Annotated in this window: 20 protein-coding genes and 5 pseudogenes; 16 read left to right on the forward strand and 9 right to left on the reverse strand. The window is 68.4% G+C overall.

The annotated features are described in order from the left end of the window. Positions 1-202: 202 nt before the first annotated feature. Positions 203-2,152, reverse strand: a complete 1,950-nt coding sequence (locus AB0I94_RS32520) for an esterase-like activity of phytase family protein (RefSeq protein ID WP_363313300.1) — start codon at positions 2,150-2,152, stop codon at positions 203-205. Then, positions 2,149-2,508 carry a hypothetical protein gene (locus AB0I94_RS32525; RefSeq protein ID WP_363313301.1) on the reverse strand — a complete coding sequence of 120 codons (360 nt, stop codon included), beginning with the start codon at positions 2,506-2,508 and terminating at the stop codon, positions 2,149-2,151. Before AB0I94_RS32525 ends, AB0I94_RS32520 begins: the two co-directional genes overlap by 4 nt. Before the next feature lie 1,077 nt (positions 2,509-3,585). Between AB0I94_RS32525 and AB0I94_RS32530 the strand changes: the two genes are divergently transcribed. The 3 genes from AB0I94_RS32530 to AB0I94_RS32540 all read left to right on the forward strand — a co-directional run bounded on the left by AB0I94_RS32530 (position 3,586) and on the right by AB0I94_RS32540 (position 6,994). Continuing rightward, on the forward strand, positions 3,586-4,266 hold the full coding sequence (locus AB0I94_RS32530; protein ID WP_363313302.1) for an ABC transporter ATP-binding protein: 681 nt from the start codon (positions 3,586-3,588) through the stop codon (positions 4,264-4,266). Next, complete coding sequence (locus tag AB0I94_RS32535) at positions 4,263-6,662, forward strand: FtsX-like permease family protein (RefSeq protein ID WP_363313303.1); 2,400 nt, start codon at positions 4,263-4,265, stop codon at positions 6,660-6,662. The genes AB0I94_RS32530 and AB0I94_RS32535 overlap by 4 nt, the downstream gene beginning before the upstream one ends. A gap of 137 nt (positions 6,663-6,799) precedes the next feature. After that, on the forward strand, positions 6,800-6,994 hold the full coding sequence (locus tag AB0I94_RS32540; RefSeq protein ID WP_363313304.1) for a hypothetical protein: 195 nt from the start codon (positions 6,800-6,802) through the stop codon (positions 6,992-6,994). 73 nt (positions 6,995-7,067) lie between these two features. On the opposite strand, the pseudogene AB0I94_RS32545 reads toward AB0I94_RS32540, so the two are convergent. After that, positions 7,068-8,171: pseudogene (locus AB0I94_RS32545) on the reverse strand (IS110 family transposase); the annotation flags it as partial. A 150-nt stretch (positions 8,172-8,321) separates the two neighbouring features. On the opposite strand from AB0I94_RS32545, the gene AB0I94_RS32550 reads away from it, so the two are divergent. The 4 genes and pseudogenes from AB0I94_RS32550 to AB0I94_RS32565 all read left to right on the forward strand — a co-directional run bounded on the left by AB0I94_RS32550 (position 8,322) and on the right by AB0I94_RS32565 (position 10,391). Then, positions 8,322-8,672 carry a DoxX family protein gene (locus tag AB0I94_RS32550; RefSeq protein ID WP_030788460.1) on the forward strand — a complete coding sequence of 117 codons (351 nt, stop codon included), beginning with the start codon at positions 8,322-8,324 and terminating at the stop codon, positions 8,670-8,672. A gap of 51 nt (positions 8,673-8,723) precedes the next feature. Further along, positions 8,724-9,377: a maleylpyruvate isomerase N-terminal domain-containing protein gene (locus AB0I94_RS32555; protein WP_363313305.1), complete on the forward strand. Its 654-nt coding sequence runs from the start codon at positions 8,724-8,726 to the stop codon at positions 9,375-9,377. Further along, positions 9,362-10,131 (forward strand): annotated as a pseudogene (locus AB0I94_RS32560) (transposase family protein). Before AB0I94_RS32555 ends, AB0I94_RS32560 begins: the two are co-directional and overlap by 16 nt. A 131-nt stretch (positions 10,132-10,262) precedes the next feature. Further along, positions 10,263-10,391: a hypothetical protein gene (locus AB0I94_RS32565; protein WP_363313376.1), complete on the forward strand. Its 129-nt coding sequence runs from the start codon at positions 10,263-10,265 to the stop codon at positions 10,389-10,391. A gap of 224 nt (positions 10,392-10,615) precedes the next feature. Here AB0I94_RS32565 and AB0I94_RS32570 read toward each other — a convergent pair. Then, a pseudogene (locus tag AB0I94_RS32570) lies at positions 10,616-10,738 on the reverse strand (IS3 family transposase); the annotation flags it as partial. A gap of 517 nt (positions 10,739-11,255) precedes the next feature. Here AB0I94_RS32570 and AB0I94_RS32575 point away from each other — a divergent pair. The 5 genes from AB0I94_RS32575 to AB0I94_RS32595 all read left to right on the forward strand — a co-directional run bounded on the left by AB0I94_RS32575 (position 11,256) and on the right by AB0I94_RS32595 (position 15,957). Beyond that, complete coding sequence (locus AB0I94_RS32575) at positions 11,256-11,522, forward strand: hypothetical protein (protein WP_363313306.1); 267 nt, start codon at positions 11,256-11,258, stop codon at positions 11,520-11,522. 1,083 nt (positions 11,523-12,605) lie between these two features. Then, positions 12,606-13,151, forward strand: coding sequence for a hypothetical protein (locus tag AB0I94_RS32580; RefSeq protein ID WP_363313307.1), 546 nt, complete (start codon positions 12,606-12,608; stop codon positions 13,149-13,151). Positions 13,152-13,443: 292 nt separating this feature from the next. Continuing rightward, positions 13,444-14,523, forward strand: coding sequence for a polyprenyl synthetase family protein (locus tag AB0I94_RS32585; protein ID WP_363313308.1), 1,080 nt, complete (start codon positions 13,444-13,446; stop codon positions 14,521-14,523). Then, positions 14,520-15,557, forward strand: a complete 1,038-nt coding sequence (locus AB0I94_RS32590) for a hypothetical protein (RefSeq protein ID WP_363313309.1) — start codon at positions 14,520-14,522, stop codon at positions 15,555-15,557. Before AB0I94_RS32585 ends, AB0I94_RS32590 begins: the two co-directional genes overlap by 4 nt. Next, positions 15,535-15,957 (forward strand): hypothetical protein, encoded by a 423-nt coding sequence (locus tag AB0I94_RS32595; protein ID WP_363313310.1) that lies wholly within the window; start codon positions 15,535-15,537, stop codon positions 15,955-15,957. The genes AB0I94_RS32590 and AB0I94_RS32595 overlap by 23 nt, the downstream gene beginning before the upstream one ends. Positions 15,958-16,101: 144 nt before the next feature. Here the strand turns inward: AB0I94_RS32595 and AB0I94_RS32600 are convergent. Next, positions 16,102-16,385 (reverse strand): annotated as a pseudogene (locus AB0I94_RS32600) (DUF1524 domain-containing protein); the annotation flags it as partial. Positions 16,386-16,478: 93 nt separating this feature from the next. Here AB0I94_RS32600 and AB0I94_RS32605 point away from each other — a divergent pair. Beyond that, positions 16,479-16,620, forward strand: a pseudogene (locus tag AB0I94_RS32605) (GNAT family N-acetyltransferase); the annotation flags it as partial. A gap of 417 nt (positions 16,621-17,037) precedes the next feature. On the opposite strand, the gene AB0I94_RS32610 reads toward AB0I94_RS32605, so the two are convergent. Further along, positions 17,038-17,337 (reverse strand): PHP domain-containing protein, encoded by a 300-nt coding sequence (locus AB0I94_RS32610; protein WP_363313311.1) that lies wholly within the window; start codon positions 17,335-17,337, stop codon positions 17,038-17,040. An 80-nt stretch (positions 17,338-17,417) separates the two neighbouring features. Here AB0I94_RS32610 and AB0I94_RS32615 point away from each other — a divergent pair, with 80 nt between their 5' ends. Then, positions 17,418-18,098 (forward strand): dihydrofolate reductase family protein, encoded by a 681-nt coding sequence (locus AB0I94_RS32615; protein WP_363313312.1) that lies wholly within the window; start codon positions 17,418-17,420, stop codon positions 18,096-18,098. A 510-nt stretch (positions 18,099-18,608) separates the two neighbouring features. On the opposite strand, the gene AB0I94_RS32620 is transcribed toward AB0I94_RS32615, so the two are convergent. Continuing rightward, positions 18,609-18,764 (reverse strand): hypothetical protein, encoded by a 156-nt coding sequence (locus AB0I94_RS32620; protein ID WP_363313313.1) that lies wholly within the window; start codon positions 18,762-18,764, stop codon positions 18,609-18,611. 150 nt (positions 18,765-18,914) lie between these two features. Between AB0I94_RS32620 and AB0I94_RS32625 the strand changes: the two genes are divergently transcribed. Then, on the forward strand, positions 18,915-19,292 hold the full coding sequence (locus tag AB0I94_RS32625; protein WP_363313314.1) for a VOC family protein: 378 nt from the start codon (positions 18,915-18,917) through the stop codon (positions 19,290-19,292). Positions 19,293-19,745: 453 nt separating this feature from the next. Here AB0I94_RS32625 and AB0I94_RS32630 read toward each other — a convergent pair whose 3' ends face one another. Beyond that, positions 19,746-21,374, reverse strand: coding sequence for a carboxylesterase family protein (locus tag AB0I94_RS32630; RefSeq protein WP_363313315.1), 1,629 nt, complete (start codon positions 21,372-21,374; stop codon positions 19,746-19,748). A 152-nt stretch (positions 21,375-21,526) separates the two neighbouring features. On the opposite strand from AB0I94_RS32630, the gene AB0I94_RS32635 reads away from it, so the two are divergent. Beyond that, entirely contained in the window at positions 21,527-22,090 is a 564-nt protein-coding gene (locus AB0I94_RS32635) for a TetR family transcriptional regulator (protein ID WP_363313316.1), read from the forward strand. A gap of 655 nt (positions 22,091-22,745) precedes the next feature. On the opposite strand, the gene AB0I94_RS32640 is transcribed toward AB0I94_RS32635, so the two are convergent. Further along, positions 22,746-23,465, reverse strand: a complete 720-nt coding sequence (locus AB0I94_RS32640) for a hypothetical protein (protein ID WP_363313367.1) — start codon at positions 23,463-23,465, stop codon at positions 22,746-22,748. Positions 23,466-23,509: the final 44 nt, after the last annotated feature.

Genomic DNA, 23,509 nt, shown 5'->3' on the forward strand with positions numbered 1-23,509 from the left:
GGCCGGGCAGCGGGCGTCCTGCGGCCGTCATACGAGCCCCTGGGCCGCTCGTTCGGCGGTTCCAACGGCAGTGTTCAACCGCTGGTTCGGGCAGCGGTCAGCGGGCTTGAAGCTCTCATATGGCCCCTGTCGCCGTGGCGGAGCTGATGGCACCGTCCCTGGAACCTCCCGGCAGGGGAACGTCAGACGTCCCGTAGGTCTCTTACGTCAACCGCACGCTCAGGGCATACATCCTGGTCACCTGGCTCTCGCTTTGGTTGTTGTCGCTGATCAGATACAGAAGGTGTCTGCCCCGGTCCTTGCCCTTGGTCAGTCGCTCGCCCAACGCCATCCCTTCCACATTCTCGAGCAGTGGGTTCGCTTGCGTTTGCCCTGCCGAAACCTGGTTTCCGGCGGGGCATTCAGCCAGGTCGAATACCGGTGTCTTCTTCTCGATGAAGGTGTCGTTGAGTACAGAATCGGAGGAGAGGAACTCAACGTCTGTGACGTCCGGAGCGTCAGCCAGTGAGACGTCGAAGACGCGGATGGTGTTGCCCAGGCCTTTCATATATCCGCGTTCCAAGGTGAGCAGTCGATCCCTGCCCACCGCCACGAGTTCCACGAGGTTGGCGCCCGCCTCGGCCGAGTAGGCGTATTGGCCGTCACGCGTGTAGCTCTCCCCAGGTGCCCCCTTGTAGCGCTGAATGCGGAGCAGGTCGCGTCCTGCGTTGTCGCTGTCGCCCGCCAGAGGCCCCTCCAGTCCGGTGAAGAGATACTGGCTGTCCCGTGTGGCGGCCAGAGACTCGAGATTGCGGTTTGCCTCGGCTCGCCCTCCGGCCTGATAGCTTTTCCAGTTTTCTGGGACGGACAGGGGTTTCTCCCGCTCCTTGCCGTCCCGGAGACCGAACCGGCGGATGGTCGAGTCCTTCTCCGTGCTGACCAGCACGGTTTCGCCGCCTTTCTCAACGACCAGGCCCTCAGCGTCGAATGCGCCGTAAGGGGTGCCATCTGCATGTCTCAGCGTCAGCATGTCTTCGACGCGGGGATTGAGGTGCGTCGTGCCGCCGAGTGACACTTCGAACATACGGCCCGGATTGTTGTCCGCGAGCATCCAGGCATGGGTCGGTTTGGTCAGGGCGATGGCTGACAGCCCCGCCACTGGCGACTTGTTGTACTTCTGGTCATCAGCGTTGTCCAGGTTGTCGGAGATGCTCAGCAGGGACGCGTCCTTCGAACAAGACCCGCCTGCTTCCCTCGGCCACCACAACACCCCGGCCGTGATGGCGGCCGTGATCGTGGTCACGGCCGCCATCACGGCCAGCCCACGCCATCTCTGCTTACGGGGGGAATCATCAGCGGCCGCGCCCGATGGCGGCGTTGAGCGGGCGGCATTCTGGCGCCACTGCAGATTTTTGACGAAGGGCAGTGAACCGACGCTGTTCTGGCCTTTCCATTCCGGCAGCGGCCGCTTCTTGTCCCTCAGACAAGCACGGACCTCACGGAAGATCGCATCCAAAGTCAGCATCTGCGGGCCGTCTGGCACGCCACAGGAGAGGACCTTCACCAGCTCGCTGGTGAAGGCCGTGAAGTCCTCCCCGCGCGGTGACAAGGCCAGCCGGTTCCGAGCCGAGGACGACACCACGTACGAGCCTTCGACGTCTTCCATTCTCGCTGCGACCTGAAGGCTCTCCGCGGCCGACATGCCCTCCAGTGCCTGACCGCTGTAGCAGCAGTCCAGAATCACCACACGGCGCTTGGCGCCGCCGTTGTCACGGATAGCGCGGTGGACCCACTCATACGGCACCGCCCCGTCGATCTCCCCGGGCTCGGTCCCCGGCAGCGTCAGATACAGACCGCCGTCGGTAGGGTCGATAAACCCATGTCCCGCGTAGTAGACGATCAGTGTGTCCTGGGCGGCTGCTGCGCCTTTGCGGATCGCGGCGATCAGTTCCCGCTGCGTCACCGGATTGGGCACGGCCTGACAGCGATCCTCGGGGACCCCCCAGATGCCGGGGTCGGTCAGTGTCTCCTTGAGCCGGCTGAGGTTGTTCCGTACGGCTCGCAGCGGGTCAAGGTCGGTATACGCGTCGACGCCGATGAGCACGCAGGCCGAGAGCGCGGGGTCCAGCCGCGATCCCTTACTGCCCTGCTTCGCCTCCTGTAGCTCGCTCATCGGTCTACTCCTCGTTCCAGGGCACGAAGCAGGGCCTGGGCCTCATCGAGGCAGCCGTCGGAGACGGTGATCTTCACGCCGTCGCGCTCGATGACCATGCGCGAGCGCGGTCTGTGCGCCTCCTTCCAAGCAGCGATCGCCACAGCCACACTGCTGAGCTGAAGCGCGCTGTTGATCACCAGCGAAACGACGTCGAGCGTGGTGCCCATGGCGCCCGCTCCCGGCTCCTCGGGTTCGGAGCCCACCAATGTGATTCCGGCGACCGCTCGCAACTCCCGGTCCTCACGAAGCCATTTGTACAAGGAGCGCTGCTCGACGTCGGCGCGAGCGCCATCCATAGTGATCCGGACTTCCATGGCATCCCCGCAGGCAGACAGCATGACGCTCCGATGTGATCACGCGAACGCTCCGATCCGTGCGGGATTCTGAGGACATTCCTTCGTCCGATTGGTCAATTCGGGCGACCCAGTGCCGCTGCACCGGTTGGCGTACAGTGCCCCGCTGCTGCCCCGCTGCTGCCTCGCGCTCCGGGGCAACGGCATGCGTCGAAGTCCCCCTTGATGCTCGGCCGGGTCCGGTGGCCCTGTTCCCCCGGGAGATCCCCAGCCTTCAGTAACTCTGCGGAGCATGCGGGGCATCAGCAGACGACACAAGGCGGCACGCCAATCAACTCGACGAGCAACAAAGGCAGTTGACGCCAACCCTGGTAGCAAAGGCCACCGGGCATAACCGGTCAGACCAGCAAGCCACGGCCCGTCAAAATCGGCTTCCACCAGCTCCACCCCGGTCACCGCGGCAAGTGCCAGCACGGCCCGCTCGGCGTAGTCCAGCTGCGCGACCTGCCCGACCGGCTCATCACCGCGGGAGAATCCCGCAGACAGCAACGACTCCACCCACCGGCCCTCAACTTCCACTCCACGGTGGAAGTAGCCGACGATCACGTTCAGTCACACACCATCGTGCCATCAGCCGCCACCTCCACCATGATCTGGTTGGGATCCTGGAAGGCAGAGACGGCCACCCGGCCGTGCGCAGACAGCGCGGCGCCCCCCCCAACGGTGGGCGTGGAGCAGAGGGAAGGGGGGCGTCGAATTGCTTCCTCCCACGCACGATCGGGTGGGCGGTCCATCACGTTGGCACTGGTCCGCAGGCGAACGCCAGAACAGGCTGCGCCTCCCGGGCGGGCGGAGCCCTCGGCTCGGGCCGGGCCCCCAGGCCAGTGCTGGACCTCCACCTCAAGCCCTGTCCCCAAGTCTCGCCCCGCCCCCCACGAAGCCCCCCGCCCCAGCGGAGAGCCCGGGCAGCTATACATGCCGGGTATACATGCCATGTAGAGTGCGCCGCATGTCAAGCAGTCGCACCCGCACCGCACTTCTGAGGGCGGGAGAGTTCACCGTCGCCCGTCTCGGCCCACTCGCCACGGAGATCCGTCCATGAGCGCCCCCATCCTGGCCGCCACCCGCTTGCGCAAGGCCTACGGCTCGACCAACGCCCTGGATGGCGCCGACTTCAGCATCCGGCCGGGCGAGATCGTCGCCGTCATGGGTCCGTCGGGCTCCGGAAAGTCGACCCTCCTGCACTGCCTCGCCGGCATCGTCCTGCCCGACGCCGGCCGGGTCACGTACAAGGGCCGGGCCATGTCGACGCTGTCGGACGCCGGACGCAGCAGGCTGCGTCGGAGCGAGTTCGGGTTCGTCTTCCAATTCGGGCAGCTGGTGCCCGAACTGACGTGTCTGCAGAACGTGGCGCTGCCGCTGTGGCTGAACGGCACCCCCCGCAAGGACGCCATGCGCCGAGCCCTCGCATGGCTGGAGCGTATGGAGATCAACCACCTCTCCCGCAGGCGTCCCGGGGAGATATCCGGCGGCCAGGGTCAGCGGGTCGCCCTCGCCCGCGCCCTCGTCGCGGAGCCCCGCGTCCTGTTCGCCGACGAACCGACCGGCGCCCTGGACTCCCTCACCGGCGAACTCGTCCTCGGGCTGCTCACCGAAGCCGCCCATGACACGGGCGCGGCCGTCGTCCTGGTCACCCACGAGGCGCGGGTCGCCGCCCACTCCGACCGCGAGATCGTCGTACGCGACGGCAGGTCCCGGGACATGGAGCGCACCGCGTGAGGGGCGGCCACAGCACCCGCGACCGCTTGAAGCGCCGGCGCGCGGCCCGGGGCGAGGCCCGCACCAGCCCGGCGGCCTGGGCACGCGACCTCGCGTTCGGCGCCTGGTTCGCGGTGAGCGGCGGACGCCCGGCCTGGACGCGCACGCTGCTGACCGCCGTCGGCGTCGGCCTGGGCGTGGCCCTGCTGCTCCTCGCCTCCGCCGTTCCGGCCGTGCTGAGCGCCCGGGAAGACCGCGGCGCGGCCCGCGACGACTTCGTGTACGGCGCGCCGATGCGACCGACCGAGGAGACGGTCGTCACCGGCGGGGCGAACACCACCTACCGGGGCCAGGACATCTACGGGCGGCTCGTCCGGCCGGACGGCGACAGGCCGGTCCTCCCGCCGGGCCTGGACGAACTGCCCGCCCCTGGCGAGATGGTCGTCTCTCCCGAGCTGAAGAAACTGCTCGACTCCGCCGAGGGCGCCCTGCTCAAGAAGCGTCTGGACCATCGCGTCACCGGCACCATCGGCGAGGCGGGACTGCTCGGCCCACACGAACTGGCCTACTACGCGGGGGCGGACGACCTGACCCCGAGAGGCGACAACCCGACGCGGACCGACCACTTCGGCGGCCCGAGCCCCGCCGAGGGCCTCGACTCGTTCCTCATGCTGCTGGTCGTCATCGCCATCGTGGTGCTGCTGATGCCGGTGGCGGTGCTCATCGCCGGGGCCGTCCGCTTCGGGGGCGAGCGCCGCGACCGGCGGCTGGCCGCGCTGCGCCTCGTCGGCTCGGACACCGCGACGATCCGGCGCATCGCGGCCGGTGAGGCCCTGGTGGGCGCGCTGACGGGACTCGCCGTGGGCCTCGGGCTCTTCGTGGGCGGGCGGCGGCTCGTCGGCACGGTCGAGCTGTGGCGGATCAGCGTCTTCGCCTCCGACGTGGCCCCGGACCCGGTGCTCGCCGCGCTGATCGTGGCCGGCGTGCCGGTTCTCGCCGTCGCCGTCACGTTGTTCGCGCTGCGCACCGTCGCCGTCGAACCGCTCGGCGTCGTACGGCACGCCGGTACGGTCAAGCGGCGGCTGTGGTGGCGGCTGCTGCTGCCGGCCGCCGGGGTGACGCTGCTCTTCCCGATGATCGACGGCCTTGATCCGGAGACCCGGGTCAACGAACCGAAGATCGCGGCGGGCGCGGTCCTGCTCCTCGCGGGGGTGACTGCGCTGCTGCCCTCGGTGATGGAGGCCGTCGTCGGACGGCTGCGGGGCGGCCCGCTGTCGCTGCAACTCGCCGGCCGACGCCTGCAGTCGGACAGCGGCACGGCCGCGCGCATGGTCAGCGGTATCACCCTCGCGGTGGCCGGGGCGATCGCCGTGCACATGCTGTTCTCGGGCTTGGAGAGCCGGTACACGCACGACACCGGCCGCAGCCCGGTCCGCGGCGAGCTGCGGATCACCGGGGCGTACGAGGGTGAGAACCGGCAGCGCGAGGACATGGCCGCCCTGCGTGCCACGCCCGGCGTGACATCCGCCCTGGCCTACACACGCGGCCATGCCGCCGAGCCCGGCAGCGACGCACCCGGAGCCTTCGTGATCGTCGGTGAGTGCGCGAGCCTGCGGCAGATCGTCGAGGCCCGAGGCTGTCGGCCCGGCAGTGTCTACACCGTCGCCGACGAGTCGGGCGAGGACCCCCTGAAGGGCGGCGTGTACACCCCCGACCCGGGCGAACAGGTCGACCTGGCCGCCTCGGAGGAGGGTTCTCCGAAGGCCGCGCCCAAGCTGTGGACCGTCCCTGCCACCGCCCGTGCCACACAGGTGGTGCCGGACCCGGCGGGGTCCTTCACGACCGGCGTCTTCGCCACGCCCGAGGCGATCAGGACCCACGACCTGGCGGACTCCGGCACGGAATTGCTGGTGAAGCTGGATGCCTCCGACCGCGACGCGGCCGAGCGAGTCCGCAACACCGCCGCGCGGATCGACCCCTTGCTCCAGGTCGAAGAGAACGTGGAGAGCGAACAGGCACCGGAGTTCACGAACATCAAGCGCGGCCTGTTCATCGGTGCGACCGTCACGCTGCTGCTGATCGGCGCGAGCATGCTCGTGACCATGCTGGACCAGCTCCGTGAGCGGAGGAAGCTGCTCGCGGTGCTCGTAGCCCTCGGCACCCGGCGCTCGACGCTCGGTCTGTCGGTGCTGTGGCAGACCGCGCTGCCGGTGCTGCTTGGCCTGGCCCTGGCCGTCGTCGGCGGCCTGGGGCTCGGCTCGATGCTGCTGAAGATGGCGGGCCTGCCGCTCACGGTGGCCTGGGGCGGCATTGCGGGGATGGCCGGGATCGGTGGCGGAGTGGTCCTCCTGGTCACGCTGCTGAGCCTGCCGCCGATGTGGCGCATGATGCGTCCCGACGGCCTGCGCGACGAATAAAACGAATGAGAGGAATGCCCGGACGCTCGCTCGCGCGCCGAGCAGCAGCAGGTCGAGCGGAAAGCTCGCCGTCCCCTGTGTGCCGGCTGCGGCACGAGGTTCACCGACGAACGGTGGGAGGCGAGCGAGATGGCCGGGTGGGCGCCCCACGGGATGCTCACCCGCACCTGTGTGACGCCTGCGAGCAGCAGGCTCTCACCGCCGAGCAGGCTCTCACTGCCGAGCGCCAGGCCGACCAAGGCGCGCAGGAGCATCAGGAACTGGACCAGGCCGTGTCCGAGCCGAGGACCGAGACCGGTTGGTTCTCCCGCTTCCGCACCGGCTCCGGGTAGCCACCCGGCGGCGGGTACCCATCGCGGGTACCCGCCGCCGGGTGGCCTGGTTGTGGATTCCTGTTGTGTTCTGTCAAGCAGTGAAGGCTGTCGGTGGCGTGAGCTCGTAGCACCGACCGTCGCGCAGGAGAGCCCAGAGAACGTTGAGTCGGCGGCGAGCGAGAGCGAGGACGGCCTGGGTATGGCGTTTGCCCTCGGCGCGTTTGCGGTCGTAGAACCGGCGGGACTCCTCACACCTTCTGATGCTGAACAAGGCGGAGATGTAGAAGACGCGTTGGAGTCTGCGGTTGTATCGCTGCGGGCGCCGTAAGTTGCCGCTGATCTTCCCGGAATCTCGCGGTGCTGGGGCGACACCGCCAAAGCCGGCGAGCCGGTCGGGGGTGCCGAAAGCACTCATGTCACCGCCGGTCGCGGCCAGGAACTCGGCACCGAGGATGACGCCCAGGCCAGGCATGCTCGTGATGACTTCGAAGTCGTGGTGCTCGCGGAACCGGGCCTCGATAAACCTGTCAATCTCGGCGATCTGCTGGTTGAGGCCCATCACCTCCGCCGCCAGCGTATGCACCATGCGGTCGGCCAGCTTTTCGCCTGGCAGGCTGGTGTGCTGGCGCTCAGCAGCCTCGAAGGCAGTCTCGGCCAGCTGGTCAGTGCGAAGGACCTTGCGGTTGCGCAGCCACGTCGCCAGCCTTTTGCGGCCAATCCGGCGGAGCGCAGCCGGCGTTTGGTAGCCGGTCAGCAGGACGAGCGGTCCGACATTGGTGACATCGAGCGCACGCTCCAGGCAGGGAAAGATGCCGGTGAGCTGGGCCCGCAGGCGGTTGACGGTGCGGGTGCGGTCGGCGACGAGGTCCATGCGACGGCCTGTGAGGATCTTGAGGTCGGTTACGGCCGTGTCGCCGGTGCGTAAGAGGTGCAGGTCGCGGCGGATGCGGGCCTGATCGGCGATGACGGCGGCGTCTTTGGCGTCGGTCTTGCCTTCGCCGCGGTAGCCCTCGCAGGCGCGGTGGATGGCTCGGCCGGAGAGGTAGAGGACCGGCTGGTCGTGGTTGATGAGGATCGCTATAGCGAGGGCGGCTCCGCCATCGGCTAGGTCAATGCCCCAGGTCACCTTGTCGCCTAAGGCTTGTCCCGCAATGATCTTCGAGTCGGTGTAGACGCGGTGGCATCCGTGGTCGGCGCACGCGCTTCTGGCCGATGTCGGTCCGGAGGTGTCGCACTCGGGCGCCGTGCCATGACCTAGATCACGCGATGGCATGTCACTTTTCGGAGAGCCGGCCCGTCAACTCCGTGAACAGCCAGTTGTCCTTTACAAGGAACAGGAAACCTCGTGTTCGCCGCCTATCTCGCAGTCACTCTTCTCGCCTCGGTCACCAACGGATTCGCCGCCGTCGCGAACCTCGTCGGTCACGACTACCCCAGAAGTCAGGCGGACAAGATGGGGCTGCCTCACTCGACGATGCGCCCGTTCGGCGTGCTGCTGGCGCTGGGCGCGCTGGGGTTGCTGGCAGGGTTCGCCGTGCCGGTGCTGGGCGCGCTCGCCGCGGGCGGCCTCGTGTTGTACTTCCTCGTCGCGTTCGGTGCCCACTTGCGAGCTCGCGACTACCACTTCGGCGGCTGGGCCATGTTCTTCTCCCTGGCGGTGGCCGCCCTGGCCCTGAACCTGTCGTACCACGGCTGAGCTGTCTTGATCCGCTCACCTCACATCGCTGACGGAAGGAAGCCAGCCCCGATGAACACCCCCAAAGACCCCCGGCCACCGCTGTACCGTGCGGCCGGCCAGTTCGCCGCACTCGTCGCCACCGTCGAACCCGGGCAGCTCGACACACCCACCCCTTGCCACGAGTTCGACATCCGCGCTCTGATCGCCCACGTCCTGGGCAATACGCTTGCCTATCCGCACATCATGCAAGGCACCTACAGAGCAGCTGAACCCGGAAACGTCGCCGAGGTCCCGGGCGACGGCTGGGCAGCGGCGTACGCGGACGCCGAGGAGCGGCTCATCGTGGCCGGGTGGGCCATGGACGATCGCGCGCTGGACCGCATGGTGGATCTCGGCTTCGGCGACCCTGCCTGTGCGCGGCGCGCTGAGCGCGGGTGTCATGGAAATCGCCGCACACACATGGGACTTGCGCCAGGCCCTCGGAAGTGCGCACGAACTCGCCCCGGAGCTAGCCGAGTTCTCACTGGCATTCGCCCACGAGGCCCTGCCGCCAGAACGGCGCGGCGCCTCCGTCCCCTTCGAGTCGGTATGCCCCGCCTCCCAAGAATCGGATGCGTACGGCCGGCTGGCGGCCTGGCTGGGACGCGAGGTGCACGTGAACGCCTAAAGGGTGTTGCACAAGGTTGGGAACTGGGCATCTCCCGTGTATGGCTGGGGTGTTGAGTGCTGAACGGGTGTGGGTGGAGACGTTCACCGGGCTGCGGGTGATGCAGTTTGCGCGGCTGCTGAAGGCGGTGCGGGAGCGCGGTGGCAACGGCACGATGCAGGGTCGGCCGTGGAGCCTGCCGCTGGCGGAGCGGGTGCTGCTGGTCGCGGTGTACTACCGGACGAATCTGACGATGCGGCAGCTGGGGCCCCTGTTCGGAGTGTCCTCGTCCACCGTGTGTCGGGTCATTCAACGTCTTGGACCGCTGCTGGCGCTCGAGCCTTGGGGCGTCCGGCAGATGCCGCGGACCGGTTGTGGATCGTGGACGGCACCCTGGTCCCGGTCCGTGACCGGCACCTCGGTTCCTCCAGCCGCAACTACCGGTTCTCCGCGAACGTGCAGGTCATCGTGGACGCCGACACCCGCCTCGTGATCGCAGCGGCCCGGCCGGTGCCGGGCACCACCGCGGATGCCCACGCCTGGCGGGCTTCCGGCCTGGCCGAGCACTGCCAGGACGTGACTGTTCTGGGCGATGGCGCCTACCTCAACTGCGGCATGGTCGTGCCACACCGCAAACGCCCCCGACGCGAGCTGCTGCCGGGCGAGGAAGCAGACAACGCCGCGCACCGCACGGTCCGCGCGCGGGTGGAGCATGTGATCGGCCACATGAAGAACTACAAGATCCTCCGCGATTGCCGGCAACACGGCGACGGCCTCCACCACGCCGTCCAAGCCGTCGCCCACATGCACAACCTCGCGCTCACATCATGACCAGAAGACTGCGCTCACACACCCTGACCTGCCCAAACGCGGCCTAGTCTGGCCTTGTGCAGGGGCAGGCTGGTGTCACGGACCGTGCTCCGATCGTTGTGCAGCGGTCGTCTGCGTTGGGCGGCCGGCAGGTGAGTACGCGCTGCAACGGCGGCGACAAGGTCCTGGGACTGGCCCACTGGGACCATGACCTGGTGGTGTTCCTCGAGGGCGCCGGCGTGCCCGGCCCGGACGCGGCGTTGGACGATCCCCGGGGGTGAAGTGGCGCGGCGGCCGGCCGCACGAATGGGACGCGGCGTAGTGCGCCGACAGATGAGGGGCAGGGGCTGCGCTGGGGTGTATGGCCCTCAAACGCGGCTGTGGGGACAGCAGTCCCTGGGGCGCCCTCCGCTGATCTGAGTGTCAGGACAGTGGCCGCAGATGACTGGGACGGCTGGGCCTGGTGCATGCTTGGGGACAGGTTCGGCCACGTAGCCAGGAGGGGCGGTGTGGTCATGACGGCTTCGAATTCGACCGGGGTCAACCGGCCGAGCGAGGCTTGTAGTCTGCGTCGGTGGTAGGTCCTTTCGACTCAGAGCACGATCGCGATCCGCAGTTCCTGCTGGGTGACCGCTGCTGTCCTCTCCCCTGATTTCTTCGACCGGACGCGGCACGTTACGAATGAGCTCGGACAACTTACCGGCCCGACTGCTGGACATGGAGGCGGGCAGTCGCCCAGGTCGCGTGCTGACGCGTCTCGTGGACGCAGCCCCGGGATGGTTGCAGGGCAGAGTCTGGTCGCCGGACAGTGTGGGGGCGCGGCGTGCTCACGGCGCGGTGGTGAACGTCCTGGGGACGTCTTGAGACAACGTGCCCGGGCGGCGGGTGGCGGGGGTTCAATGGCAATCATGCTGCGTAGAAGAACGTCAACTGCTGCCGCCCTCCCCGTTGTTGTCGCTTGCGTGTTCGCCGTTCTCACGTCGTGTTCCTCGGATTCTTCGGACGGATCCCCCGCCGAGGGCAAGCCCAGCAGGTCCGGATCCAGGTCGGCGTCCGAGCCCACAGAGACGGCCACGCCGTCGCCCTCGCCAACGGGGCCGTGTGCTGACGGGACGTGCGAAATCAAGGTCGCCGTGGGAGACACCGTGACAGTGCCGGAAACGTACGGCCTGGGGCCGATCAAGGTGACGGCGATCGCCGACGGCAGGGTCGACATGGTCGCCCGGCTGACAGGGTCGGGCTACAGCATCTCGGGCTGTTCCGGTGGCGGCGGTGTGTCGTCGGAGGGCGGAGGCGGTGTCGGGTTCAGCTGCGGCGAGGGACCTGCCGCGACCGTCAACGACGCCATGAGCCTGAAGGTCGTCGACATCCTCGATGCGGCCGCCGTCCTTCGCATCAAACCCACCGGGTGACGTACGTCGGGTCCTCGCGGCAGGGCCGCCTGCGTGCGTTTCCTGCCGGCTGTGATGTGGGTTCGGGTAATGGACGCTCAGGCTGACGAGCTGTCAACGAACTCCCTTTGAGGTAGCCGGTCCCGTGCGTTGCGTCAATGAGGCGAATTCAGCCGTGGGATAGGTCGGGATGGGCGGGGTGGCGCCAGCGGGGAGGTGTCACGGGCGATGTCGACGCTGATCTCCACCACCAACTCGGGTCGCACCAGCCTGACGCTCGCCCGCTCCCGAGCAGGACATCGATGCGCTCGAGGCCATCCACCGGAGTCTGGCCCGGCAGCAGTCCACGGATCTGGAGGACTTCGTCGACGCCGGATATATCTCGCCCGAGTCCATCGACCAGGCCGCCCGTGTTCATGGAATCACCCTGACTGGGCCTGTCCGTGCCGACCCCCGAGCCCAGGACCATCCCGGCTTCACGAAGGCCGACTTCGTCCCGACTGGCTGGCCCGCACGCTGACTTGTCCCCGCCATCCGGCTCCGCCCTCGTCATGGCCGCCGCCGACCGCGGGACCAGCATCGTGCTGCGCCACCAGGACCGCTCCGGCGACGCCAGCCGCCTTGTTCGGGAGGCCCTCACGCGGATCGCGGCCACCGGCCTGAGGTCCGTGCCGCAGGCCGTCGCCTACGCCCAGCTGCTGTGCACCACCAGCTACACCGCCGCCCGCGCGGGCGACCGCACCCAGGCCCTGTCCACGATTGGAGAGGCCGCCTGCGCGGCCCGCCAGCTTCCAGACACCGTGCCCGAGGGACGGCTGTTCGCGATCACGCCGGCCGCCGTCACCCTGTACGCCGTCGGTGTCCACTGGGCCCTCGGCGACGCGGCCACCGCCCTGGAGACCGGCCGCCACCTGCGGGACGACCAGTTCCCACCTGGCCGGCCATGGCGGAAGCCCTCACCAGCACCGAACACTTGGACGCGGTCGCCGCTCACCCGAGACCCTGAGCCGAGCGCCTGCGGAACGTGCCGGACCCCAAGGGGACGGCTGGCTGGCTCGCTCCGTCGACCACCCGCCTGGCAATCCGTTGCGGGCAGCCGCCCTGATGGCCCTCGTCGTCCGGGTCCTCGACGACCCGGGCGGCCAGACAGTCCTCGCCCGCGTGCTGTCCCGGCTTCCTTCCAGCCGTGCCGGATATCGTCGGCTGAAGCGCCTCGCCCCACACTGCTCATCCGGCATGAACACCGCCATCGACGAGAGCACCCAGCTGCGTCACGGAAGTGTCGGGCCACCCGCGCTCTTCCCACAGCCTCCGAGCCGCCAGGGCCTGCTCGACCCGAAGAGCATCCCGCAACATCTTCCGGACGCCTGGGCCTGGCCACTGGACGAATTGAACGGGCCCGCTAGACAACTGCGCCGCGACGCCGCGATCCGCCTCGTCCAGATGACCCGTGGCGGATCCCGCGCCGCGGCTGCCCGCTACCTCGGCATCACCCCCGGCGCCCTCCAATCCGCGACCGTCACCATCCGCACCTGGCAGAAGATGCCGGGCAACGCGGACGCCTACCAGGACGCACTTCAACGCATCGCCGAAATCGCGGCCGCGACCGAGGCGCCTGACGAGAGGAGACGGATGCGGGCGGCACTGTAGCGAGGCACGGACCAGGGCCGCCACGCCGGGCGCACAGGGCGCAGAAGCCCGCTATTGGCATATGCAGGCGAATCTGGATGCTTCACGTCGACCCGTGCGCCCCCTGACCAGGGGTGTTCCGTTCCATCCCGTGGCAACCAGTGAAAGAACCAGACAGGCCTGGAGCATACGCGCCTTCACGCATGCGCACGCATTCAACACTGGCCCGGCTGCCGCCGGTTCCGATCCGCGGTCCGCCCTGGCCTTCCGATTCAGGCGATGACTCCGGGTGTCGCCGGAGGGAGACGTTCCTGTGGCTGCCCAGCCGCTACTCGCTGCACCGGTCGACTTGGCGGCCGTTCGCACTGACGTCGAGTCGATTCTCGCCGCCTTCGTCGAGCGCAAGGCCACACCAACTGCTACGCACCAGCTGCCAGCCGAGATCACTGAAGCCTTGAGGGGGTTACTGTTCGCTGGTGGCAAGCGCCTGCGCCCCGTGCTGTGCGTGGCAGGCTGGTACGCCGCCGCCAGGCACGGCGGCGACATCGCGCCACTCCACAAGGCGGCCGCATCACTAGAGATGTTCCACACCTTCGCGCTCATCCACGACGATGTCATGGACGCCAGCGCCACCCGCCGAGGGCGACCCGCTGCCCATGAAGCACTGGCAGCCCATCATGCCGGGCACCCTCACGCGCCACGGCTGGGCGTCAACGGGGCCATTCTCCTCGGAGACCTGGCCTTGACCTGGTCCGACGAGCTGCTCCACACAGCCGGTCTCACCACCTCCCAGCTCGCCGCGGCCCAGGCGGTGGTGGACACCATGCGCACGGAACTCATGCTCGGCCAGTACCTCGACCTGGCCGCCTCAGGCCGTCCCAGTCCCGATGTCGAGGGCGCCCTGCGCATCGCGCGGCTCAAGAGCGGCAAGTACACCGTGGAGCGGCCCCTGCACCTGGGCGCCGCACTGGCAGGCGCCGACAAGGACCTGCTGGCGGTTCTCAGCACCTTTGCCGTACCGCTCGGTGAAGCCTTCCAACTCCGTGACGACCTGCTGGGCGTCTTCGGGGATCCGGCCGTGACCGGCAAAACCGTTCTGGACGACTTGCGCGATGGCAAAGCCACCGCTCTGGTTGCCCTCGCCCTGACGCGAGCCGACCGGGCCCAGCAAGACGTGCTGCGCACCCTGATCGGCACAGCTGACCTGGACGAGGACGGAGCAGCCCGCGTTCGCGAAGTCCTGAACGTCACCGGAGCCCGCGAGTCAGTCGAGAAGATGATCCAAGTGCGCTGCACCCAGAGCCGCCAGGCCCTGGCACGCAGCGCTCTACCAGCCCACGTGACCACCGCGCTGTCTCAACTGGCCGACATCGTCACCGTGAGGACCTCATGACCACGCTGCCCGAGCTGCCCGGCACCCTGCCGCTGCCCGACCTGCAGTTCCCTATTCCGAGCATGGTCCATCCGGGCGCCGACCGGATCGAGGAACAGCTGGCCCGCTGGGCCACCGACCTGCACCTGCTGAGCGATGAACCCGCCGCGCGGCGCTTCGCCCGCGCCCAATTCGGCCGCTTCGCCGCCTACACCTATCCACATGCTGCAGACCTGGAACTGGTCGCCGGGTGGAATGCACTGATGTGGTTCATCGACGACGTCATTGACGAGCAGCCACAACAGGACGGCGACGAGACCATGCTTGACCTCGCACACGACCTGCTCGCGCAGATGCCGACCGACCTGAAGGCCCCCCGGCCCACACATCCACTGGCTTGCGCGATGGCCGATTTGTGGAGCCGAACCGCTCCGTCCCAGTCCCTGCACTGGCGCACCCGCAATACCGGCCACTACCGCACGGCCCTGGCCTGCGGTCTGCAGGCCCACGACCACAGCGCCCGCGCGAAGGAGAGGGCCGCCGACCTTCCTGCTTACATCCGGCGCCGCCGCGAACACTCCGGCACCCAGCTGAGCCTCGACCTACTCGAACTCGGCCACGAAGTGCCCCCGATCATCGCCGACAGCCGCCTCAGTCTCGCCATCCAGCTCCTGGCTGCCGACGTCACCGGCTGGACCAACGACCTGTGGTCCCTGCGCAAGGAACACAGCAACGCCGACTCCGCCAACTTGGTCATCGTTCTGTACCTCGCCCGCGGCGGCACGTGGGAACAAGCCCTGGCCACCGCAACGACCATGACCGAGGACGCGATCCGTGACTTCTTCACTGCCTGCGACGACCTTCGCCGCGCCCGGCCTCTCTACGGTGTCGGCGAGAGCGAGTGGGAGTGCCTGGAGGGCTATCTCACCGGCATCGCTGAGTGGCTTGCAGGCATGGTGCGGTGGCACGCCGAAACCGGCCGCTACTGGGACACGGCCCCCGTTCCATGGGGCCCTCCGGGAGGCCCCAGAATTGATCGACTCCCCACGTCGTGACCTGTTCGCCACTGAAGTAGTCACCTTCCTTCCCTGGGATGATCATCCGGGGTTCCACGCTGAGGAGCAGCGAAAAGTACTCGCCCTGTGGCAGCAACCGACCGAACGCATCGATCACACCGCCGTCGTCCGGATCGTCCAGTGCGCCGGTGAGCCGTTCCTGCATGGTCTCCAGGGACAACTTTTCTCGCGCGGTTTCCACTCGGCAAAACAGGAGCGGGCACGTCCCGCAGTAGAAGCTGAGCTCGAACGCAGGCTCGTCGTCGACCATGAGCAAGCGGCGCCGCGGTCTACCGCCGAGTTCCTGCAGTTCCGTATCGAAGTGCAACCGTGCCTCGGAGGAAGGGGCGCCGAGACTGCGGGGGTCGCCCATTCTGATCACCATGGACCGACCGTATGAGACGCCGTGGACCCGCTCCACCAAGTACTGAGCGTGTATCTGGCCGGGCGGGCCAACTACGGGGCTCAGTCACACCTGCCGTGACGTGGCACCTCAGGCCTCCCCGCCGGCTGTGCGACGGGGAGGCGGTCGGGCAGAGGTCAGCTATCGCGCGAGCTGCACCTTGATCGGCACGTTCGGGCAGCGGGTGGCGTTCTCGGCGGGGCGGCTTCTTCGCTGGGGTCGATCGCGAGCTTCCAGCGGGTCTTGATCGCGACCCATTGGGTGACGTACTCGCACCGGTTGCCCTCGGCCGGTGGCATCCAGGTGGAGGGGTCCTGGTCGGCCTTGCTCCTATTGGATCTTGCGGTGACGGCGATCAGTGCCCGGTCGTCGCCGAGATCGTTGGCGTACTCCTGGCGCTCGGCAGCGGTCCAGCCCTTGGCCCCGAGTGGCCGGGGGGGCGTCATTCCTCATGCGCGATATTCCGGAGTATTTGTCTCTGAAGCCGGGCGGTTCCCCGTCGGCGCCCTCGTAGACCAGTGAGCCGAGCCGAGCTGGCCGCAGGAGCGACGAATGTCGTGCTGTTCGCGCTTCGCGGACCCTGTCAACCGGGCCACCAACGCCCTCTACCAGCGCATCGGGTATGTTCCGGTTACCGACTGGGCCGGGTACGACTTCTCCTGCGGCGCATCAGAAGCTTGTTCATCAGCCTCGGGTGTCGAACATGCTTCCCCCGAACGGACAGGACGCCTGAGATACCGAGCTGCGAGCCCAGCTGCATCGGTCCGCCCGGCCAGCCGCAGGGAACCCGCACCCGTCCCCGCGTGGCCCAGGTAGACGGCCTCCAGCCGTAATCCCGCTCTGGCGGTCCTGCACCACGGCGCGAGCAATTCTTCCGCCAGGTCCGCCCGCCCGGTCATCAGCGCCTGAACGGGTTCGGAGGCCGGTCCCAGCAGCACCACCTGGCCGTCGCCCAGATGCTCCCTCGAGCACTGGCCACATCACCAGCGGCACCCGGTCGACCGGGTGCCGCTGGTGACGTGGCCGACACGATCCGGCACAGGTGCGCCCACCCCGCCGCGGACTGCGCCACCAGCGTCAGCCACCACCGGGCGTGACATGCGCGCCGCCCCGCGCCGGCGTACGACGCCGCCCGGATCCTGGCACGGACTCGTCTGCGGGCGCGACCGCGACGTCCACGCCGAAGATCGGGTGGTCCCTCGCGGCCGCACAGGCCTTGGCGAGGCGGACCGTTCCGGCGACGGTGTCACGGTCGGTCAGCGCCAGCGAGTCCAGGCCGCGCTCAGCCGCCCGCTGAACCAGAAGGCGGCGGAGAGCCGCGCCGTAGCGGGCCGAGTAGCCGGAAGCGACGTGAAGATGCGCGAATCCACTGCCCACTGCCTTGCACCTCCTGTCGCATACACCCCCTCCTGGTCCTCCGTCCCAGTGGGACAGATGCTGAGTTCTATCCTCAGGGCATGCCAGCAGATGCGTCGCGCAGCTCACGTCGTCCCTATGTGGTGGCACATACCGCCGTCTCCCTGGAGGGCGCGACCACGGGCTTCCCGTCGAGCGTGGGCCGCTTCTACGAACTCGCTTCCACCTGGCAGGAGGACATCACCCTGGCCGGGGCCGACACGATTCTCGCCCAGGAGCAGGCGCTGGCCGCGGCTGCGCGTCCCGGACCTGCCGCGGATGGGCCGCTCCTTGCCGTTGTGGACGGCAAGGGACGCATCCGGCAGTGGCAGGCGCTGCGCGATGTCGGGCACTGGTCGAACGTCATCGCCCTGTATGCGCAGTCCACACCGCCACGGCCCGCATCCTCGACCGTGCCCGAGCTTGTCACGGGGGCCGAGCGGGTCGATCTGGCCGAGGCGATCAGCGAACTCGGGCGGCGTGAGGGTGCCGAGGTCGTGCGTGTGGACAGCGGTGGTTCCCTTACCGGCGCGCTGCTGGAGGCAGGACTGCTGGACGAGGTGAGCCTGCTCATTCATCCTTACCTCGCCGGTTCACGAGCCCGGAACCTCTGGTACGGATCGGCGGCCTACCCTGCCGAGGTGCTGGAGCTCGTCGACAGTCAAGCCTTCGACGACGGCCTGGTCTGGTTGCGCTACCGCCCCGCAGGACAGCCCGCCGCGGACCATCCGGGGCTGCCATGACGACCGACGCATCGCTGCTCCACTGAGTTCCTCACTCATGGGCGCTTCAGCTCCGGCACGACCGGACGCCCCAGTGGCCGGGCCGGTGTTGGAGATCACGGTGTGGGACACCGATCCCATCCTGCCGGTGGTTCGTGCGGCTGACCCGGGCCGGGTCAGCGGGCACGGCCTGGAGATCGTCACAGCGTTGTGCGAGGGCTTCGAGGCACAGCGCGCTAAGCACCACAGAGGTCAAGGAAGGCTGCGGTCCCATCGGGCCTCAGGCACCGGCGTTGGCTGCGGCTTCAGGGCCGTGCCCTGTCCGAATAGTCCGCGGCGCCACAACGATCGTGCCGTCACGCCGGCCATTCCAGCCCGAGGCTGGCCAGCGTGGCGAGCTTGTCTGAGGGCAGCTTGGCCCGGCGGCTCTTGTTGCTGGAAACATCCCGAGCTTGACCTGCGATCCGTCCGGCAACGCCTCGACGTGGCCCCTGGCGACCGTCACAGAGCCCGTGCTGGCTTGTACTGCGCTCAGGGCGGGGCCGCCGCGCCCTTCTCGAAGGCGCTCACGGCCGTCTTGGGGGACTTGGCGTGTTCCGTCTGCTTTCCGGGCAGCGGCACGACGCCGACCGCCTCCAGGCGCTCGCGCCGGCGCTCCAGCCACCGGGCGAGGTGCATCCCGTGCATGGTGACCCCTGATGGGCGCCGAACGAGGATTTATCCGTCACGGACGTGCGGGTGCTATGAGGATGCTTGGGCCTGAAGAGCGGCAGCACCGCCTCGGGTGTTGCCGAAAAATAGGCCGCCAGGGCGGACCAAGCCTCCTACCGTTCCGCGATGCAGATCGTTGTGACGCTGGACTGTGTCGACACCGAAGCGCAAGCGAACTTTTGGCTCGCCGCGCTCGCCCCGCTGGACTACCGGCGCGGCTTCCACGGACCTCCCTACCTGAGCCTGGTCGGGCCCGCTCCTGCACCAACCCTTCTCCTGCAGCACGTCCCAGAACCAAAGCAGGGCAAGAACCGCATGCACCTTGACCTCGACTTTGGCACCGCAGACCTGGTGTCCGAGGTCAATCGCCTCGAACGGCTCGGCGCTGCGAGGCTCTCTGAAGAACTCAGCGAACACGGCTTTCGCTGGATCATCGTTGCCGACCCGGAGGGCAACGAGTTCTGCGTATTCAATCCCCCGTACAGCACCGACGTTGCCCAGTAGGTATGAGGCCGGGCTGAGGTTCCACCACGGCCAGGGAAGCCGCCTGCGGCGGCTTCCCTGGCCCAAGCCTGTTCATCCGTCGATCCCCGACCCTTGCTGAGTCGTCTGGGCCTCCAGCGCCGGTACCCCGCCTTTCCAGAGACTCCCTGACGGATAGTCAGTGGTGGCTGCCTACCTGATGGGTCCCGTGCGCAGCCAGGCGCACTGGGACCGGAGGGGGAGCAGCCCATGGTGCATGTAGATAATCACCAGCGCGCGGACGGCACGAAGGTGCGGGCGCGCTCGCGGTGGGCGGCCCGCGGCCCGGCAGGACTGGACGGGGGCCCTGATGGAGGGCAACGGCAAGAAGGCCCGCCACATCAAGCTCCGCACGGCGGAGGACGTGGCGGACTCTCGGGTTACGGAGCTGCTGACGGCGGCTGCCGCCCGCGTACGGAACCGGTCCGCTGGCGGTTAGCCGCGCGAGGAGGCGAGCGCCTTCCAGAAGGCGTGGTGGTGGTCCGCCGCGAAGTCGGTGGCACCGATGCGGTTGGACGCCAGCCACTGCACGTGCGGGGCGCGGGGCGTGAAGGGCTTCCAGGTGGGCAGCCCGGGACCGTTCGGTTGCCCAGTGGCGGCGAAGCGGCTCCAGTAGCCCGTCACCTTGTCGGACAGCGCGGCCTGCGTGGCGTCGAGCGACTCGTAGATGTCGTTCTCGAAGAGGTAGGCCAGGTCGACCATGTGGCCGGTGCCGAGCGAGAAGCTCTTCGGCTTCGGCACGTTCTTGAAGTACGGGGATTTGGCCTCCGCGAAGTCGTAGGCGTGTACCGAGGTGTGGCGGGCCAGTGCCCGCTGCGTGTCGAGCGCTGAGGTCGACCACTCCGAGTCGGTCAGCACCGCCGACAGCGCCGCGCCGGGTGAGGGGTGGGCCGAGGCCGGGTACTCGGCGAGGACGGCCGGTGCTTTCTCCTTGAAGATCTCGGTGACCTTGGCGGCGTACCCCTCGGCGGTCAGCGGCTTGCCCGTCATGGCTTCGTCGAGCCCGGCCAGCCCGCTCATCTCGTCGTGGGTGGAGCCGTGCAGCACCGGCACCCGGGCGAACCTCCCGGCGGCGAGGGCCTGCGCCGGGGCCTCGGGGAGGATCTTGCCGTCCACCACCGGGCGGTACCCGTTGTGCTCGGACACAGCGTCGGGGCCGGGCGCGGCGCCGGACGCCTTGACGAGGTCGGCGGTGGAGGTGCGCCGCAGGCAGGAGTCGACCGTACGGGGGACCATGCAGCCCGCGGCCTCGGCGACGGCGCGCCCCTTGGCCGCGGCCTGGGTGCGGGTGAACGAGCCGTCCGGGCCGACGCAGCCCGCGCTCTGCACGATCGCCTTGTGGAAGAGTCCTCGGGCACCGGGGGACACGAGCTGGGCGCAGACGCTGTATCCGCCGCCGGACTGCCCCATGAGCGTGACGTTCCGGGAGTCGACCCCGAAGGTGGCGGCGTTGCGCTTGACCCACTTCAGCGCGGCCTGCTGGTCGAGGAGGCCGAGGTTGGCAGGTGCGCGCAGGCCGGGTGCGGACAGGAAGCCGAACGCCCCGAGCCGGTAGTTGACCGTCACGACCACCGCGCCCTGCCGCGCGGCGGCGAGCTTGGCGGCCCCGTAGCTTGCTCCATCGCCGTACGTGAAGCTGCCGCCGTGTATCCAGACGACGACCGGCAGCCGCCCTGCCGTCCGCGCGGCCGGAGTCGTGACGTTCAGGTGGAGGCAGCCCTCGCTTCCGCCGCCGGGGATCGAGACGGGCGGGCTGTCCGGCTGCGCGCAGGCACTCCCCGGGGCACGGGCGTCCAGCGTCGTCGCCCAGGGCCGCACCGGCTGCGGCTCCTTCCATCGGCGCGCGCCGATGGGCGGGGCGGCGTACGGAATGCCCTGGAAGGTACGCGCCGCACCGGCGACCTTGCCCAGCACGGGGCCCTCGGCGGTCGCCACCCGCAGGGGAGCGGCGGAGCTGCCGGAGCCCGCCTGGGCAACGCCGGTCGCGGTCACGGTGGCGGCGAGCGTCGCCAGTACGGCAGCCGAAGCAAGGGCGGTGACGCGGGACTTCCTGGTGCTGCTCATGCGGACTCCTGGGGGCGGCGTGGCCTTTGACGCCGAACGCTAGCCAGGATTTGGGCAGATGCGCAATACGTTTGCGCAAGGCGAATGTTTCAGACGTTCGCCTCACGCAACCGCCTTACGCAAACGCGCAGATCGTTGCTACGCTCGCCCGCATGGGAAACAGGGAAAAGTTGCTGGAGGCCGCCAAGGAGTGCCTCTTCGCGAAGGGCTACGAGCGCACGACGGTCCGCGACCTCGCCTCCACGGCGGGGGTCAGCATGGCGGCCATCGGCTACCACTTCGGCTCGAAGGAGGCGCTGCTCAACGAGGCCCTGTTCGCGTCACTCGACGCGGGTGACCAGACCTCCCGCCCGGCACCTGACGGCGACGCCGACCTCGGCGCGCTGTGGGGCAGGCTGATCGAGGCGTTCTCCGCCAACAAGACCTTCTGGATGGCCAACTTGGAGACGGTCTTGCGCGCGCAGCGCGATACTGACCTGCGCGAGCAGATGGCCGCCGGGCTGCAACAAGGCCGCAGCGGCATGGCGCGGGAGGTCACCGGCACTGCCGAGTCCGATCTCTCAGAGGCGACGATCCGCACCCTCGGCTCGGTCCAACTCGCCCTGGTTGGCGGCCTGATGATGCAGCACCTCACGGACCCCGAGAACGCCCCCACCGCCGACGAGGTCCTGGAGGGCCTGCGGGCCCTGGCCGCTCATCTCCCCGAGAAGGCTTGAAGAGGTATCCAAAGCCGATAACGAGGAACGGAGGCTAAGCCGAGAGCCCCACCTACGCCGCTTCGAATACAGCCCGCTGTGAGGCCGACCCCTCCCATCCGGCTTCGAGGCAGGCTACCTCGCCCCTCATCCCACTCGATCATCCCTAAGGGAAGTCCTCTCGGTCTGCACTACATGGGCATGGCCCACTTCGGAAATGACTTCGCCCAGGGACTCGGGGACCTCTTCGAGCAGTACGTAGGACGCCAGTTGAGACAGCTTCCCGACGCAGAGGTGCACCCCGAAGTCGTCTGCAGAGACGAACGACGCAGCGTCTACTGGCTCGTAGTCTTCGACGACTTGGTCCTGCTCGTCGAGGTGAAGTCCACAAGCCCTACCCAGCAGCTGCGTCTTGGCGTTCTGGATCGCACGCGCAGCCCTGCGTCAGATCAAGCACGCCTACCAACAGTTGGAAACAACCGCAGAGTTGATCACCGGCAGCGATCCGAGTTTCAGACACATCCCCGCAGAACGTCCCATACGGGGGCCGGTGGTGGTGATCATGGAACCCTTCCACACAGCCAGCGCGCCCTTCCAGGAGATGCGGCCGAACACCGACATACCCGTCACCGTCTGCAGTGCCACAGAGCTTGAACAACTCGTCATGACCCCTGGGTCAAGGTGCCAGCGCGGTGGCCACCTGAGCCAAGCGATCGGCTGACAAGGCGAAGAGGTTGGTGGGGTTGCGGAAGGAGTACTCGCCATCGTTCACGGAGAATCCGTGCCCGGCTACCGTCCAGCGCGCGGGGCCGGGGACCCCTTGATCGTCCAGGAGAGCAGAGGCGAGGGTCTCGGGGTCTTCCACGCTCGTGCGGGCGCGTAGCGCACCCGCCAGGCGGCCAACAGCGTCGTCGGGTACTGCATCGTCGCCGAACGCAGGCAGCAGGAGCAACAGACGGGAGTGGGGATCGGTGGTGCTGCCGCCGGGCAGCATATTGTCCGCAGCTGCCACGAGTTCAGGCCATGACAGGCCCGGACCCATGAAATGCCCGTCATCCCGGGCGAGGACCTCGGCCTGGCCCCAGCCGGGGTGTTGGAGGAGGTAATCGGTTCCGGTGTCGTCCGCGACAGTCCGGTAGACCACGTGAAGACGGTGGTCAGCAGCGAGCGGAACCGTGAATGCCGGCCACTCTGCCCGCTCCCAGAGCTGCCGCTGGAAGTCGCCGGCCGCGTCATAGTCCGCGCCGAGCAGCAGTTCCTCGGCCTCCTCGCTCTGGACACACGAGTAGAGGTGCCCCAGCCAGAAAAGCGGCTCGTCCAAGAGCCCGACCTGGTACGTGAGGGGACCACCGTCGTAACCCGCTATCCGGGCAGGATGCAGGTCTGCACTGTTCATCACGAGGACATCATGCTGCCCTGGCTCCGCGCCCTTGAGTCCGG

This window comes from Streptomyces sp. NPDC050147 (assembly GCF_040660195.1).
Taxonomy (GTDB): Bacteria; Actinomycetota; Actinomycetes; order Streptomycetales; family Streptomycetaceae; genus Streptomyces.